The sequence below is a fragment of the Cellulophaga sp. RHA_52 genome (assembly GCF_007827205.1).
GTDB lineage: Bacteria > Bacteroidota > Bacteroidia > Flavobacteriales > Flavobacteriaceae > Cellulophaga > Cellulophaga lytica.
The window spans coordinates 2,680,209-2,695,541 of sequence record NZ_VIRZ01000001.1 but is presented as its reverse complement, the minus strand read 5'-3'; the positions used below and the strand labels follow the sequence as shown (position 1 = coordinate 2,695,541).

The following is a 15,333-nucleotide window of genomic DNA, read 5'->3' as shown; positions in this document are numbered from 1 at the left end:
TGTTATTGTACCTAATGTTTATATTTTACAAAAAAGTAAAAGATTTACTCTTTTACACGCTCCATGTAAGAGCCTTTTTCTGTATCAACTTTTATTTTATCACCTTCATTAATAAAAAGAGGCACATTTACTTCTGCTCCTGTTTCTACTTTAGCTGGCTTGGTAGCATTTGTAGCTGTATTACCTTTTACTCCTGGTTCTGTATACGTAACCTCTAAAATAACACTAGCAGGCATATCTACAGATAAAGGTAAACTATCTTCTGTATTAAATAAAATAGTAACAACTTCTCCTTCTTTTAATAAGCCAGGTGCATCTAAACTACTCTCTTCTAACGTAATTTGGTTATAATCATCCGTATTCATAAAATGATACGTGGTACCTTCTGCATATAAAAACTGATAAGAACGAGTTTCTACACGCACATCATCAATCTTATGGCCTGCAGAAAAAGTATTATCAATTACTTTACCTGTGGTTACACTTTTTAACTTAGTTCTTACAAAAGCTGGTCCCTTGCCAGGTTTTACGTGTAAAAATTCTACAATTTTAAAAATATCATGATTGTATCTTATACACAATCCTTTTCTAATGTCTGATGTTGATGCCATACTTTTATTTAATTTGAACTAAAATAGCCTTTCATAATTCCTCTTTGAGAATCTCTAATAAACTGAAGAATTTCGTCGCGTTCTGGAGTTGCTTCCATTTCTGCTTCAATAATTTCTACAGCCTGACTATTGTTATAATTTTTCTGATATAATATTCGGTAAATATTCTGTACTTCTCTAATTTTTTCTGAAGAAATACCTCTTCTACGTAAACCTACAGAGTTTATACCTACATAAGATAATGGTTCTCTGGCAGCTTTTACATAAGGTGGCACATCTTTACGCACTAAAGAACCACCTGTAACAAAAGCGTGGTTACCTATAGATACAAATTGATGAACCGCTACTAAACCAGCCAATACAACATTGTCTCCTACTGTTACATGACCTGCTAAAGTAGAGTTGTTAGAAAAAATACAATTGTCTCCCACAAAACAGTCATGAGCAACATGGCAATAAGCCATTATTAAACAGTTTTTTCCAATTTTGGTTTTTTGCCTGTCTGATGTACCTCTGTTTATAGTAGCACACTCTCTAATAGTTGTATTATCTCCTATCTCTACAATAGTTTCTTCACCAGCATATTTTAAATCTTGTGGTGTTGCTGATATAATTGCTCCTGGAAAAATATTACAATTTTTTCCAATTCTTGCGCCTTCCATAATAGTTACGTTAGAACCTATCCAAGTTCCCTCTCCTATTACTACATTATTATGTATTGTTGTAAAAGGTTCTACAACAACATTTTTTGCGATTTTAGCACCTGGGTGTATATACGCTAAAGGTTGATTCATTCTATTGTTTTTTTGCTATTTGTGCCATCATTTCGGCTTCACAAACTAATTTATCATTTGCATAAGCATACGCTTGCATATGACATATTCCTCTGCGTATTGGTGTTATAAGGCTACAGTGAAATATTAATGTATCTCCTGGTAAAACCTTTTGTTTAAATTTAACTTTATCTATCTTCATAAAAAAAGTTAAATAATTTTCTGGATCTGGAACTGTACTTAAAACCAAAATACCTCCTGTTTGCGCCATTGCCTCTACTTGTAAAACACCTGGCATTACAGGTGCTCCTGGGAAATGTCCAACAAAAAAAGGTTCGTTCATAGTTACGTTTTTCATACCCACAACATGATTATCAGAAAGTTCTAATACTCTGTCTATTAATAAAAACGGAGGTCTGTGTGGTAACATATCCATAATTTGATGAATATCCATTAATGGAGGTAAACTCAAATCATATTTAGGAACGCTATTTCTTTTTTCTAGCTTAATAATTTTAGCCAATTTTTTTGCAAATTGTGTATTTACAAAATGACCTGGCTTGTTAGCTATAACTTTACCACGTATTCTAATACCTGTTAAAGCTAAATCCCCTATAACATCTAACAATTTATGACGCGCAGCCTCATTTGGCTGGTGCAGTGTTAGGTTATCTAAAATTCCGTTAGGCTTAACAGATAATTTCTCTTTTCCAAAAGCTTTTTCAAGCTTTTTCATTGTTTCATCAGATATTTCTTTATCTACATAAACTATGGCATTATTTAAATCACCTCCTTTTATAAGTCCGTGTTCTAATAACATTTCTAACTCATGCAAAAAACTAAATGTTCTTGCATTAGAAATTTCTTCTTTAAAGTCTGATAATTTTAACAAAGTAGCATTTTGTGTACCCAAAACCTTGGTTCCAAAGTCTACCATAGTTGTTATTTGGTAATCATCAGAAGGAATAATAGTAATTTCACTACCAGAAGCTTCATCCTTATAAGAGATAACATCTTTAACAATGTATTCTTCTCTTTCTTTTTCTTGCTCTACTACACCTGCATTTTCTAAAGCCTCAACAAAAAACTTTGATGAGCCATCCATTATTGGTAACTCTGGAGAGTTTAACTCTATTAAAACATTGTCTATCTCTAAACCTACTAGTGCAGCTAATACATGTTCTGGAGTTTGTATTTTAACTCCTTTCTTTTCTAAATTAGTACCACGCTGTGTGTTTTCTACAAAATTAGCATCGGCCTCTATTATAGGTTCTCCTTCTAAATCTACACGTTTAAAAGCATAACCGTGGTTTTCTGGAGCAGGTAAAAACTTCATTGTAACTTTTTCACCTGTGTGTAAACCTACACCTGTAAGCGTAGCTTCTTTAGCTATAGTTCTCTGTTTTGCATTGGGTTTATTTGCCATCAAACTTTTTTTCAATGTTATTTATTCCTTTTACTATTTTTGGTAAGTTTTTAAAATGAACATAAGACTTATTAAAATCTCCATAATTCATAGCAGGTGAGCCTTGTAAAACCTCATTATCTTTAATGTTTTTACCTATGCCAGACTGTGCTTGTATGCGTACATTATCTCCTATAGAAATATGACCTACAATACCTACTTGGCCACCTATCATACAATTTTTCCCAATTTTAGTAGACCCTGCAATACCTGTTTGTGCAGCAATTACAGTATTTTCTCCAATTTCTACGTTATGGGCAATTTGTATTTGATTATCTAATTTTACACCTTTTTTAATAATTGTAGATCCCATAGTTGCGCGGTCTATTGTTGTACCTGCACCAACATCTACATTATCCTCTAAAATTACATTGCCAATTTGTGGTATTTTTGTAAAAGTACCATCTGTATTAGGAGAAAAACCAAAACCGTCAGATCCTATTATAACTCCTGTATGTATTACGCAGTTGTTACCAATTATAGAGTCTGAGCATATTTTTGCTCCAGAAAATAAAGATACATTATCTCCTATGGTTACGTTATCTGATATGTATACGTTTGGATATATTTTTGCATTTTTACCTATGGTTACGTTTTTACCAATATAAGTAAATGCACCTAAGTAAACATTTTCTCCATAGCTAGAAGATTCATCTACATAAACAGGTTGTTCTATACCGCTTTTATCATTTTTAACCTGATCATAATAGGTTAACAATTTTGTAAAAGACTGGTAGGCATCCTCTACTTTTATTAAAGTTGTTGTAAACTCTTTTTCTGGAGAAAAGTCTTTGTTTACAATAGTTATAGATGCTTCTGTTGTATATAAATGCGGGGTATATTTTGGATTAGCTAAAAAGGTAAGCGAACCCGCTTTTCCTTCTTCTATTTTAGCAAGTGTATGTACAGTAATTTCAGGATCTCCCTGAACTTCACCTTCTAAAATACCTGCAATTTGACTAGCTGTAAACTTCACGTGTTGTTAATTAATTTAGTAAGGTGTTTTTTGTCCTTATTATGTATTATTAAAAAATTAAGGTTTTGCAAAACCATAATTAACGGTGACAAAAGTAAGAAAAATAGTGAAATGTTTACATTTTACTTGAGTTGTGTTTTTACAAAACCCAGTAAAGCCCTGGCTTATAAACTTTAACCTGTTATAATATATCTAAATTTTCTTTACATTTTTTTTACATAAACCTATTCTATTTTAGGATAACAAGCATAATATTTAGTAACTGTTTTAGATAATGTTTTGCTATTTAACTGGTCTGATGCTTTTGAAACATCTGTTATTTTTCCGTTTTCTTTAAGCACTTTTATAGGTTGTACATGCTGTATATATGCCGTGTTTTTTATTTCTCCACTAAACACAAAGTATGCTGTTTCTTCATCAGTTAAATTGTGTTTTTCTTTAAATAAATTAAACTCTTTTTTTACTTTTATTGCAGATATTGGCTTTTTCTTTATTTTAATATGTAGCAAATCTCTATGCAATATCATTCTACTTAAAGTAGATAATACAAAATCACTATTATGCTGCCATTCTTTTATAGCTGCCATTATATCTATATCATCTAACTCTGAAAATTTTTCAATAACATCTGCATTAAAATCTTTTAACGTTATTTTGTTTTTTATAAAAAATGATAAAATAGAACTACAAGGCAAATTATTACCGCTATGTATTAATTCCTTTGCCCTTTTTAATGTTTTTATTAATAATTGCTCTGCTACCAAGCCTGTTTTATGTAAATACACTTGCCAATACATAAACCTACGGGCCATTAAAAATTTCTCTACAGAGTAAATTCCTTTTTCTTCTACCACTAAATCACCATCTACTACATTAAGCATTGTAATTAGGCGTTCTGCATTAATATTACCTTCTGCTACACCTGTGTAAAAACTGTCTCTTTTTAAATAATCTAACCTATCCATATCTAACTGACTAGATACCAAATCATTTAAAAACTTTTTTGGGTGTTCTTTTTTAAATATAGCTATAGCAGTATCTAATTTACCATTAAACTCTTTATTTAATTGTTGCATAAAGACCAATGAAATTGCCTCATGATCCACACCCTCTACAATAGTATGCTCCATTGCATGAGAAAAGGGACCATGACCAATGTCATGCAAAAGAATAGCACATAAGAGTCCTTCTTCTTCTTTTTTGGATATTTTTACACCTTTAAAGCGGAGTATTTGAACAGCCTGCTCCATTAAATGCATACAGCCAAGTGCGTGCTGAAATCTAGTATGTTGTGCACCAGGATATACTAAATACGTTAAACCTGTTTGCGATATTCTGCGAAGCCTTTGGAAATAAGGGTGCGCAATAATATTAAAAATTAGCGTGCTTGGTATGCCAATAAATCCGTAAATTGGATCATTGAATATTTTAAGTTTGTTAGATATAATCAAAATCTTCTTTCTTTACAATTACAAATATAGACACTAAATGAACAAGATAACAATACTTTGGGTAGATGATGAAATAGATTTACTTAAACCACACATAATATTTCTAGAAAAGAAAAATTACCAAGTGATAACTTGCCAAAGTGGCAGAGAAGCTTTGGAAGAACTAGAAGATACTAAAGTGGACATTGTTTTTTTAGATGAAAATATGCCCGGAATTAGTGGTTTAGAGACACTTTCTGAAATTAAAAAAACACACACTTCTTTACCAGTTGTAATGATTACAAAAAGTGAAGAAGAGCTAATTATGGAAGAGGCAATTGGCTCTAAAATAGCAGATTACCTAATAAAACCTGTTAACCCAAACCAAATATTACTTAGTTTAAAAAAGAGTTTAGACCACACTAGATTAATATCAGAAAAAACAACGTCTAATTACCAACAAGAGTTTCGTAAAATTGCTATGGATTTATCTATGGTTAATTCTTATGAAGAGTGGGTAGATTTATATAAAAAACTTATTCATTGGGAGTTACAACTAGAGGAAATAGAAGACTCTGGTATGTTTGAAATTCTTGAATCTCAGAAAATTGAGGCAAATAATCAGTTTGGTAAGTTTATAGATAAAAACTACCCTAATTGGTTTTCTAGTGACAATACTCCTGTTTTATCACATACGCTATTTAAAAACTTAATTAAGCCCGAGCTAAAAGATAAATCTACATTACTTGTTGTTGTAGATAACTTAAGGTATGACCAATGGTTGGCTTTTGAGAGTACCGTAAATTCTTTTTACAAAAAGAAAAAAGAAACGCCTTATTTTAGCATTTTACCCACAGCAACTCAATATGCGCGTAATGCTATATTTTCTGGTTTAACACCACTAGAAATGGAAAAACAACACCCAAACTGGTGGAAAAATGATACAGATGAAGGAGGTAAAAATTTACACGAAGAGGATTTTCTTGGTGCACAATTAAAAAGGCTTGGGTTAGATTTAAAATGGGAGTACCACAAAATTAGCAGCCTAAAACAAGGCAAACAATTGTCTCAAAACTACAAAACTCAAAAAGACAATAATCTTACTGTAATTGTCTACAATTTTGTAGATATGTTATCACATGCAAAAACAGAAATGGAAGTAATAAAAGAGCTTGCAAGCAATGACAAAGCTTACAGATCTTTAACTGTAAGTTGGTTTAAAAATTCTCCTTTGCTAGAAATTATACAGCAAGCGCAAGCTATGGGGCAAAAACTAATAATTACCACAGACCACGGCACAATTAACGTTAAGCAACCATCTAAGGTTGTGGGGGATAAAGACACTAGCCTAAACTTAAGATATAAAACAGGTCGAAGCTTATCATATGACAATAAAGACGTGCTTTCTGCCAAAAACCCTAAAGACTTGCAACTACCTACTATTAATATGAGTAGCTCTTTTATTTTTGCTAAAAATGATTTGTTTTTTGCTTACCCAAACAACTACAATCATTATGTAAGTTACTACAGAAACACCTACCAACATGGGGGCGTTTCCTTAGAAGAAATGATTATACCTTTTGTTGTTTTAGAGCCTAGATAATTGCACACAAACTAATTGGCAACTACATTTGCGTTTTTATAATTTATAGCAAAATGAACACTACATTTTCCACATCTGAAATACAAAATATAGCTAAAAAAATCATTGCTAACGCACCTACCAAAACACTTTGTTTTTATGGTGAAATGGGTGCCGGAAAAACCACTTTAATTAAAGCTATAATGAAAGAACTAGGTGTTATTGGCGATACCTCTAGCCCTACTTTTGGTATTGTAAACGAGTACCACGATAACAAAAACAAAACCTTGGCTTATCATTTTGATTTTTACAGGTTAGAAGATGAAATGGAAGCACTAGACATAGGTATAGAAGATTATTTTTATGCCAATAAATGGGTTTTTATAGAATGGCCAGAAAAAATAACGTCTTTTTTACCTGAAGATGCTACTAATATAAAACTAGAAGTAATTAACCCTACAGACCGTAGAATCAGTTTTTAATAGCGACTTAGAAAAACCTAATTAACCAATGGTTTTAAAAATAAAATTGTAATTTTGATGGTCAGTTTAACAAACACTAACGGATATGAATCAGCCTTCTTCGCCATTTAGCAAATACCAATTACTACCACAAGAAGAAAAGCTAGAAATCCTTAGAAAAAAGGGAGAATTATTTATTGGGATGCTGAAAGAGAATCAGTATCAAGAAAAAAGAATATGTTTAACTCCAGATGCAGTAAATGCCCTTACCTGTAACGGACATCGTGTTTTAATAGAGTCTGGCGCTGGTGAAGGTGCAAGTTTTTCTGATTTAGATTACACAAACGCAGGTGCAGAAGTAACAAAAGACACTAAAAAAGTGTTTTCTTGTCCGCTTATTTTAAAAGTAGAACCACCTACGCTTTCTGAAATACAAATGCTAAATCCGCAGACAACAATCATATCTGCACTTCAAATTAAAACACAATCTAAAAAATATTTTGAAGAATTAGCAAAAAAACGAATTACAGCAATTGCTTTTGAATATATACAAGATGAAGATGGTAAATACCCCGCTGTACGATCTTTGAGTGAAATAGCAGGAATTTCATCAGTACTAATTGCATCTGAACTAATGGCCACAACAAATAATGGTAATGGATTAATGTTTGGAAATATTAGTGGCGTGCCTCCTGTAGAAGTTGTTATAATTGGCGCTGGCACCGTTGGTGAGTTTGCAGCCAGATCTGCAATTGGACTAGGTGCTAACGTGAAAATTTTTGATAATTCTATTACCAAGTTAAGACAAATACAAACCAACTTAAAACAAACCGTATACACATCTACATTACAACCAAAAAACCTTTTAAAGTCTTTAAAAAGGTGTGATGTAGCCATTGGAGCCATTAGAGGTAAAGACCGTTCTCCTATTGTAGTTACAGAAACTATGGTAGAAAATATGAAAAAAGATGCTGTAGTTATTGATGTTAGTATAGATATGGGTGGCTGTTTTGAAACCTCTGAACTAACCACACATAATAAACCAACTATAACGAAACACGGTGTAGTACACTATTGCGTACCTAACATACCGTCTAGATACCCAAAAACTTCATCAATATCTATAAGCAATATTTTTACACCTTACCTTTTAAAAATTGGTGAAGATGGTGGAATGGAAAATGCATTACGTTTTGATAAAGGCTTACGAAACGGACTATATATGTACCACGGAATTTTAACAAACAAATCTGTAGGAGAATGGTACGACTTACAGTATAGTGATATCAATTTTTTAATTTTTTAATATGGCATTCATCAAACGATTAGGATGGTACTTAGTAGGACTATCAATCGGTATTGTATTTTTAACTTTTTTCTTAAAAAAGAAATCAGACGAAACAGGAACAGAGTTCTGTTATTTTCCTAATTGTAGAGTTCTTAAAGACCTGCGCTCTAAACCACTATCCTACTCTAACGATATAAAAACTTTACTAAACAATAAGACTATAGACTCTACAACAGTTGCTTATTTTTTAAACGATGGAGACATAGATTTTGGAAACAGTGACACTAAATCTACACCTTGCAAAACCTATAAAATTGAAGGTTTAATTAAAGAAAAAGAAGCCGTTTTAACTGTAATAAACTGCACAGACAAGGTTGTTATAGATAAAATAGATCTTAGCAAATAACTTTACTGAAAATTGACATAAAAAAAAGGTGAGTTTTAAAAACTCACCTTTTTTTATTAATAGTCATATATTATATTTTTCTTCTTTTACGCTCCTCTTTTAATAAAGATAATTCTCTTGTTGTTTGCCCTGCAACAGATGTATTTTCCTCTGCTCTACGTATTAAGTAAGGCATTACATCTCTAACTGGTCCAAAAGGTAAATATTTAGCAACATTATATCCTTTATCAGCTAAATTAAAAGAGATATGATCACTCATACCATACAATTGCCCAAACCATACACGAGAATCTGAATGAGGAATATTTTTCTTCTCCATTAACTGCATCAAAGTGTAACAGCTATTTTCATTGTGTGTACCCATAAAAATAGACATGTCATCTAAATGATCAATCATATAGGCCACAGCAGCATCAAAATTATCATCGGTATCCTTTTTAGAGGCACAAATTGGTGTAGGATAACCTTTTTCTTCAGCTCTTTCATTTTCCTTTTCCATATACGCACCACGCACCACTTTCATCCCAATTTTAAAACCTTCTTCTTTAGCCTCTATATGTAATTTTTTAAGATAATCTAATCTATCCCAACGATACATCTGCAACGTATTATACACAACAACTTTTTCTTTATTGTATTTACGCATCATTAAAGTACATAAATCATCTGCTGCATCTTGCATCCAACTTTCTTCACCATCAACTAAAAGCGCAACATCTAAATCGTAAGCCTTTTTACAAACTTTATCAAACCTAGCAACAATTCTATCCCACTCTAACTGCTCCATTTCTGTTAAAGCAATGCCTGCCCCAACTTTTTCAAAAAGAATAAATCTTCCAAAACCAGTAGGTTTAAAAACAGCTAGCGGTATAGACTCTTTCTCTTTTACAAAATCTAATACATTTAGTATTTTTTGATACGCAAGATCAAAATGATTTTCTTCTTCCTTACCCTCTACAGAATAATCTAAAATTGTACTTACTTTTTTATCGTACATTTTATCTATTACAGGTAAGCAATCCACTTCGCTAACACCACCACAAAAATGGTCAAAAACAGTAGCTCTAATTAAGCCCTCTACAGGTAAATGTGCTTTAATAGCAAAATTTGTAACCGCAGTACCAATGCGTACTAACGGTTCATTAGCAATAAGCTTGAATAAAAAATAGGCTCTTTCTAATTCAGAATCCGATTTTAAAGCAAAAGCAGTTGCTGTATTTTCAAAAATTTGTTCCATTTTTAATAATTTCGTAAAGAGCAAATATAAATACAGATTTTATATTCTAATAACTAAAATATGTGTTTATTTTGCATATTTTAAAATAAGAATCATGCAGTCAATTTCAGCTCAAAAATATTCAGTTCATTTTAACCAAAAAGCATACTCAGAACTAAACACTCATTTAGCTAAAGCTAACTACTCTAAGGTGTTTATTTTGGTTGATGAAAACACCCACCAACACTGTTTACCAAATTTTATGGCGCAAATTAATGGCGATTATAATTTTGAGATAATTGAAATTGAAGAAGGTGAAATTAACAAGACCATAGAAACTTGTGTACAAGTATGGCACGTTTTATCTGAGTTAGACGCAGACCGCAAAAGCGTTATGATAAATCTTGGTGGCGGTGTTATTACTGACTTAGGAGGATTTGTTGCTTCTACATTTAAAAGAGGAATAGATTTTATTAATGTTCCTACCACCTTATTATCTATGGTTGATGCTTCCGTAGGAGGAAAAACTGGTGTAGATTTAGGCTCTTTAAAAAATCAAGTTGGCGTTATTAACCAACCACAAATGGTATTGGTTATTTCTTCATTTCTGCAAACATTAGAGGAAAGACAATTAAACAGTGGCTTTGCAGAAATGCTGAAACACGGTTTAATAAAGGATAAAAAATATTGGAATGAACTAAATTTAGTAGCTGATTTTACAAATTTAGATGAGTTTATTTACGATTCTGTTGTTATTAAAAACAATGTTGTAACTATAGACCCAACCGAGCAAAATTTACGTAAAATTTTAAATTACGGTCACACACTTGGCCACGCTATTGAGTCTTACTTTTTAGAAACTGAAGACAAAGAAACATTGCTACACGGTGAAGCTATTGCTGTAGGTATGGTGCTAGAGGCCTATTTAAGCAACAAACTAACAGGTTTAACTAACGAAGCTTTAGAAGCTATAAAAAGTACTTTTACAAAACAATACGGTAAAGTAGCATTTACAAAAGAGGATATTAAAAATATTTTAACCTACTTAAAGTTTGATAAAAAGAACTCTCACGGTAATATTAACTTTGTTTTACTAAAATCTATTGGAGAATGTGAAATTGATGTTACTGTTGATGAAGATTTATTACACCAATCTTTTGCATACTACAAAGTTTAAGACACACACCTACATAATACCCCTGCTACACAACTAATTACAATTTTGAAGGGAAAAAAGTTTTAGTTTAGTTCTTGTAAAACTAAAACCAATGAATTATGTTACGCAAACTAGTAGATTACAAAAAACTTGACCACAAAGTAGCTGCAAAATTAATAGAGTCTTACCCACACGGATATGGTGATAACGACATTATTGTTTTTAAAAATGCAAAAGGAGAATTTGTAGAAGCTGTTGAAGTTAAAACCGAAGACACTATTTATTTAGTTAGAATAAGTAAAAGCTTATCTAACTTTATTGCAAATTTTGATGAAGCTATAGAAAAAGAACTAGAGTCTACAGGTACAGAAACTTCTGCATCTGCAAATTTTGAAGACGCAGAGGAGACCGAATAATTATTTCTCTTAAATTCTTTTTATAAATATCTTTCTAAAATTATTTTAGAATGATGTTCTAAATGACCACACGCAACAAAGCCTGCAGCAGCAGTACTCATTGGCGAATTACTTGCTGTACCTATAAATTTTAATTGCTCTTGTGTTAGGTTAGCAAATAAAGAAATTGTTGCCGCTCTCACATCTAAAAATTCTTGCAGCAAACTTTTTCTGTTTCTTGAGTTTGCATTAGATGTTGGTACATAATCATCTTGCTCAAAACCAGGTAAAGGTGTAGCATCTAATCTAGAAAACCTCAAAGCTCTATATTGAAAAATACGTTCTGTATCAATAATATGTACTAAAACCTCTGCTACAGTCCACTTTCCGGTTGCGTAAGAAAAATCTAACTTACTATCTGGAATAACAGCTATTAAGTCTTTAAATTTCTTTTTTCCATTTTGCAAAGCGGCAAGTAAACTTACATCTCCTACCAAATCTATATACCCTTTATAATAAGCATTATAATCTTGCAGTGTTAATTCTGTTGCTTTCATTTAAAAAAAATAAAAAAACCCAATGCGTAAAACATTGGGTTGGTGTTATTAATTTACTTTCAATATTAAGAAATTACAATTCATTAAAAATTGTATGCATTAAACGTTTTTTATCGTTAATACTTTCCTCTAAAGAAATCATTGTTTCTGTTCTGCTAATGCCATCAATATCATCTATTTTAAAAATGATATTTTTAGCATGTTGAGTATCTCTAGCTCTAATTTTACAAAAAATATTAAACTTGCCTGTTGTAATATGCGCTACAGTAACGTAAGGTATACCTATTAAGCGCTCTAAAACAAACTTAGTTTGATGTGTTTTTTCTAAAAATATTCCTACATAAGCAATAAAAGAATAACCTAACTTAACATAGTCCAATGTTAAAGATGAACCTTGTATAATTCCGGCTTCTTCCATTTTCTTTACCCTTACATGTACAGTACCCGCAGATATAAGTAATTTTTTTGCGATATCTGTAAACGGAGTTCTGGTATTGTCAATTAACATATCCAGAATCTGGTGATCAATTTCGTCTAGCTTAACTTTAGTCATTATATAATTAAATTTGGAACAAAAATAGTAAAATAAGAAGATATACGCACTAAATATGACTTTTTTTTATCAATAATGCAATTATTTTACATATACTAATTAAATTGTTAATTACCAAGCAATGCAGTAGATAAAAGATTGTTATTTTTAACAAAATCTAAATCACTACTATTCAGTAAATTAAGTGTTTTATGTGCATAAAAATTGTCTAAATTTTTAACCTCTGCTACAACAGGTTCAAAAACAACTTTGTCATCTTTTAACACTTCTTTATAAAGAATTCCTAAAGAATTGGCTTCAGAATATGTAGTTACTATATTTTTAGTATTATATATAATAAGGTCTAAAAATTGCTTACCATTCTCTGGTATTTCAAAATAAGAGCTAACTTTAAAGTTATTTAGCGAGTTATTTACTATAGTCTCAACTCCCTTTAACAAGGAATAAAAAATAAATTCTCTAGTTTTTTCTCTTTCATAATCCTCAGGAAAGTGTCCAGATTCAAACAAAATGGTTGGTGTGTTCAACATTTGAAAAGCATCTCCAACACAATTACTATTAAATCCGTCATCATACCTACCAACTTGACCTGGAATAAAATTTTGCAAAACACTATTCATTGCCACTATAAGCTGCATACTTTTTTCTCTTGAAGGAGATAAAGCTCTTTCCTTATTAAAGGCGGGAGCTAAAAAAGACACTGTAGCAGGTTTATTTGTTTCACCTACATTAAAAATTGTTCTCTGATCATGTAGGTTAAAACAAAAATCAGGTTTAAAGTTTTCATAAACTTGTCTTAGAATTATACTTTCAGGCTGACTCCTATCTTGTGCGTCTCTATTTAAATCTATTTCATTAGCATTAATTCTGGTATATGCTTTTGCACCATCAGGATTTAATATTGGAATAATTTGTATTGTGCACTTTTTTAATATTGAAGATTGTAAATCTGAAGGCTCCTCTAAAAAATTAATAAAATCTAAAACTGCTTTTGTTGTTGTAGACTCATTACCGTGCATTTGAGACCACATTAAAATTTTAGTTTCTCCACCACCAATTGTAATTAACTTTATAGGTTCTTCCAAAACAGATTTTCCTACTTGCTTAATTTCATTCTTAAAAATGCTAGCTTCTAAAAAAGGAAAAACATCCTCATTTGTTACGTATCTCCCAGCTACTTTATCCTCCTTACAACTTAAAAATATCTGCTTAAAATCTATCATCTACATCCTTATTATTAAGCAGTAAATATAACGCTATATTAAGTTACATATGTAACAACTTAAGTTACATATGTAACTACGGCATTTACTTTTGTAAACATAAAAAATAAATATAACTATTATTTAGTTACATTTGTAATATTAAAAATAGTAAAGTATAAGTTTTACTTATGAAAACACAATAAACTATTCTTTTTTAATAACTTAAATCAATTTACTTAAAGTGAAAATATAATAATAAAATTAATTATACAAGCTATTTTAAATAAAAAAGCAACATATAAAACCTCTAAATGTTACAATGGTAAATTCTGAAGAGTTTATAAAACGACTAGAAAAAATAATTAATTACTACGACTTAACCGCTGCTGCTTTTGCAGAAAAAGTAGAAGTACAAAGGTCCAGTATATCACATTTACTATCCGGAAGAAACAAACCTAGTTTAGAGTTTGTTTTAAAAGTAGTAACCCACTTTCCTGAAGTAAATTTATATTGGCTTTTAAATGGGAAAGGAAGTTTTCCTCAAGTAAATGATTATAACACTCCCTCTGCCACAATTAAAAAAGAAAAAGAAGCTTTAAGAAAAGAAGTAAGTAAAGTAATTATTTTTTACACAGATGGAACTTTTGAAACCTTTGATAAAAATTAAATTCAATTACTTATTTAACAATATAACGCTTTAGAAGTCTGACATAATTAATTATTTTTGCTTTATGAAAATAAAACATTTTTACCTTATTGCCTCTGCAGCTTTACTAACATCTTGTTACGCTCCTAAAAGGGATTGTACCGACTTTAAAACTGGCGAATTTACTTTTAATTACGAGATTAACGGAGAGAAGAAAACAGGACGTTTTACAAGAGATGAGAAATACAGTGTTGAATATTATGAAAACAAAGTGGATAGCTCATCTGTACGCTGGATAAACGATTGTGAGTTTGTTTTAAAATCACTTAAAGATCAGTCTTCTATTCATTTTAAAATTTTAGAAACAACCAGCGATAGTTATACTTTTGAATACAGTAACGCTGCTAGAGACCCAAAAAAAGAATTGATTGTTATGAAAGGTAAAGCCATCAGGGTTAAAAAGTAGCTCATAAATCAATTACCAACCGTTTTAAGGCATTACTCATCAGCTAAAACATATTTACTCAGAATAAACATTACACCTTTTAAAAAGGCTTAAAATAAAAAAAACCTCGCTTTTGTAGCGAGGTTTTTTTTATTTTTAAAAGACACT

17 protein-coding genes are annotated in these 15,333 nt (G+C 31.1%); 8 read left to right on the top strand and 9 right to left on the bottom strand.

Going from position 1 to position 15,333, the window contains the following annotated elements:
• Window positions 1-44: 44 nt before the first annotated feature.
• From efp to JM80_RS11910, 5 genes are all read right to left on the bottom strand, one after another.
• Window positions 45-611: an elongation factor P gene (gene efp, locus JM80_RS11930; protein WP_013622526.1), complete on the bottom strand. Its 567-nt coding sequence runs from the start codon at window positions 609-611 to the stop codon at window positions 45-47.
• 8 nt (window positions 612-619) lie between these two features.
• Window positions 620-1,405: an acyl-ACP--UDP-N-acetylglucosamine O-acyltransferase gene (lpxA, locus tag JM80_RS11925; protein WP_013622527.1), complete on the bottom strand. Its 786-nt coding sequence runs from the start codon at window positions 1,403-1,405 to the stop codon at window positions 620-622.
• 1 nt (window position 1,406) lies between these two features.
• Window positions 1,407-2,810 carry a bifunctional UDP-3-O-[3-hydroxymyristoyl] N-acetylglucosamine deacetylase/3-hydroxyacyl-ACP dehydratase gene (locus JM80_RS11920; RefSeq protein ID WP_034643431.1) on the bottom strand — a complete coding sequence of 468 codons (1,404 nt, stop codon included), beginning with the start codon at window positions 2,808-2,810 and terminating at the stop codon, window positions 1,407-1,409.
• Window positions 2,800-3,825, bottom strand: a complete 1,026-nt coding sequence (gene lpxD, locus JM80_RS11915) for a UDP-3-O-(3-hydroxymyristoyl)glucosamine N-acyltransferase (protein ID WP_013622529.1) — start codon at window positions 3,823-3,825, stop codon at window positions 2,800-2,802. The genes JM80_RS11920 and lpxD overlap by 11 nt, the downstream gene beginning before the upstream one ends.
• 224 nt (window positions 3,826-4,049) lie before the next feature.
• Entirely contained in the window at window positions 4,050-5,276 is a 1,227-nt protein-coding gene (locus tag JM80_RS11910) for an HD domain-containing protein (RefSeq protein WP_144710285.1), read from the bottom strand.
• Window positions 5,277-5,313: 37 nt separating this feature from the next.
• Here JM80_RS11910 and JM80_RS11905 point away from each other — a divergent pair, with 37 nt between their 5' ends.
• The 4 genes from JM80_RS11905 to JM80_RS11890 all read left to right on the top strand — a co-directional run bounded on the left by JM80_RS11905 (window position 5,314) and on the right by JM80_RS11890 (window position 8,992).
• Window positions 5,314-6,858, top strand: a complete 1,545-nt coding sequence (locus JM80_RS11905) for a bifunctional response regulator/alkaline phosphatase family protein (RefSeq protein ID WP_144710283.1) — start codon at window positions 5,314-5,316, stop codon at window positions 6,856-6,858.
• Window positions 6,859-6,911: 53 nt separating this feature from the next.
• Entirely contained in the window at window positions 6,912-7,319 is a 408-nt protein-coding gene (gene tsaE, locus JM80_RS11900) for a tRNA (adenosine(37)-N6)-threonylcarbamoyltransferase complex ATPase subunit type 1 TsaE (RefSeq protein ID WP_034643420.1), read from the top strand.
• Window positions 7,320-7,404: 85 nt separating this feature from the next.
• Window positions 7,405-8,604: an alanine dehydrogenase gene (locus JM80_RS11895; RefSeq protein ID WP_013622533.1), complete on the top strand. Its 1,200-nt coding sequence runs from the start codon at window positions 7,405-7,407 to the stop codon at window positions 8,602-8,604.
• A gap of 1 nt (window position 8,605) precedes the next feature.
• Window positions 8,606-8,992, top strand: coding sequence for a hypothetical protein (locus JM80_RS11890; protein ID WP_013622534.1), 387 nt, complete (start codon window positions 8,606-8,608; stop codon window positions 8,990-8,992).
• A gap of 70 nt (window positions 8,993-9,062) precedes the next feature.
• On the opposite strand, the gene JM80_RS11885 is transcribed toward JM80_RS11890, so the two are convergent.
• The gene (locus tag JM80_RS11885; RefSeq protein ID WP_013622535.1) at window positions 9,063-10,229 is read right to left on the bottom strand and encodes a proline dehydrogenase family protein; all 1,167 of its coding nucleotides are present in this window, start codon (window positions 10,227-10,229) and stop codon (window positions 9,063-9,065) included.
• Between the two features lie 94 nt (window positions 10,230-10,323).
• On the opposite strand from JM80_RS11885, the gene aroB reads away from it, so the two are divergent.
• Window positions 10,324-11,385 carry a 3-dehydroquinate synthase gene (gene aroB, locus JM80_RS11880; protein WP_089118901.1) on the top strand — a complete coding sequence of 354 codons (1,062 nt, stop codon included), beginning with the start codon at window positions 10,324-10,326 and terminating at the stop codon, window positions 11,383-11,385.
• A 98-nt stretch (window positions 11,386-11,483) separates the two neighbouring features.
• On the top strand, window positions 11,484-11,780 hold the full coding sequence (locus JM80_RS11875; protein ID WP_013622537.1) for a hypothetical protein: 297 nt from the start codon (window positions 11,484-11,486) through the stop codon (window positions 11,778-11,780).
• Between the two features lie 20 nt (window positions 11,781-11,800).
• Here the strand turns inward: JM80_RS11875 and JM80_RS11870 are convergent, their stop codons facing one another.
• The 3 genes from JM80_RS11870 to JM80_RS11860 form a co-directional block, all read right to left on the bottom strand.
• Window positions 11,801-12,316 (bottom strand): DinB family protein, encoded by a 516-nt coding sequence (locus tag JM80_RS11870; RefSeq protein ID WP_013622538.1) that lies wholly within the window; start codon window positions 12,314-12,316, stop codon window positions 11,801-11,803.
• A gap of 73 nt (window positions 12,317-12,389) precedes the next feature.
• Entirely contained in the window at window positions 12,390-12,869 is a 480-nt protein-coding gene (locus JM80_RS11865; protein WP_013622539.1) for an Lrp/AsnC family transcriptional regulator, read from the bottom strand.
• A gap of 107 nt (window positions 12,870-12,976) precedes the next feature.
• The gene (locus JM80_RS11860; RefSeq protein WP_144710282.1) at window positions 12,977-14,092 is read right to left on the bottom strand and encodes a M14 metallopeptidase family protein; all 1,116 of its coding nucleotides are present in this window, start codon (window positions 14,090-14,092) and stop codon (window positions 12,977-12,979) included.
• Between the two features lie 301 nt (window positions 14,093-14,393).
• On the opposite strand from JM80_RS11860, the gene JM80_RS11855 reads away from it, so the two are divergent.
• Together JM80_RS11855 and JM80_RS11850 are read left to right on the top strand one after the other, a co-directional pair.
• On the top strand, window positions 14,394-14,741 hold the full coding sequence (locus tag JM80_RS11855) for a helix-turn-helix transcriptional regulator (RefSeq protein ID WP_144710280.1): 348 nt from the start codon (window positions 14,394-14,396) through the stop codon (window positions 14,739-14,741).
• 64 nt (window positions 14,742-14,805) lie between these two features.
• Entirely contained in the window at window positions 14,806-15,186 is a 381-nt protein-coding gene (locus JM80_RS11850) for a hypothetical protein (protein WP_013622542.1), read from the top strand.
• Window positions 15,187-15,333 lie beyond the last annotated feature (147 nt).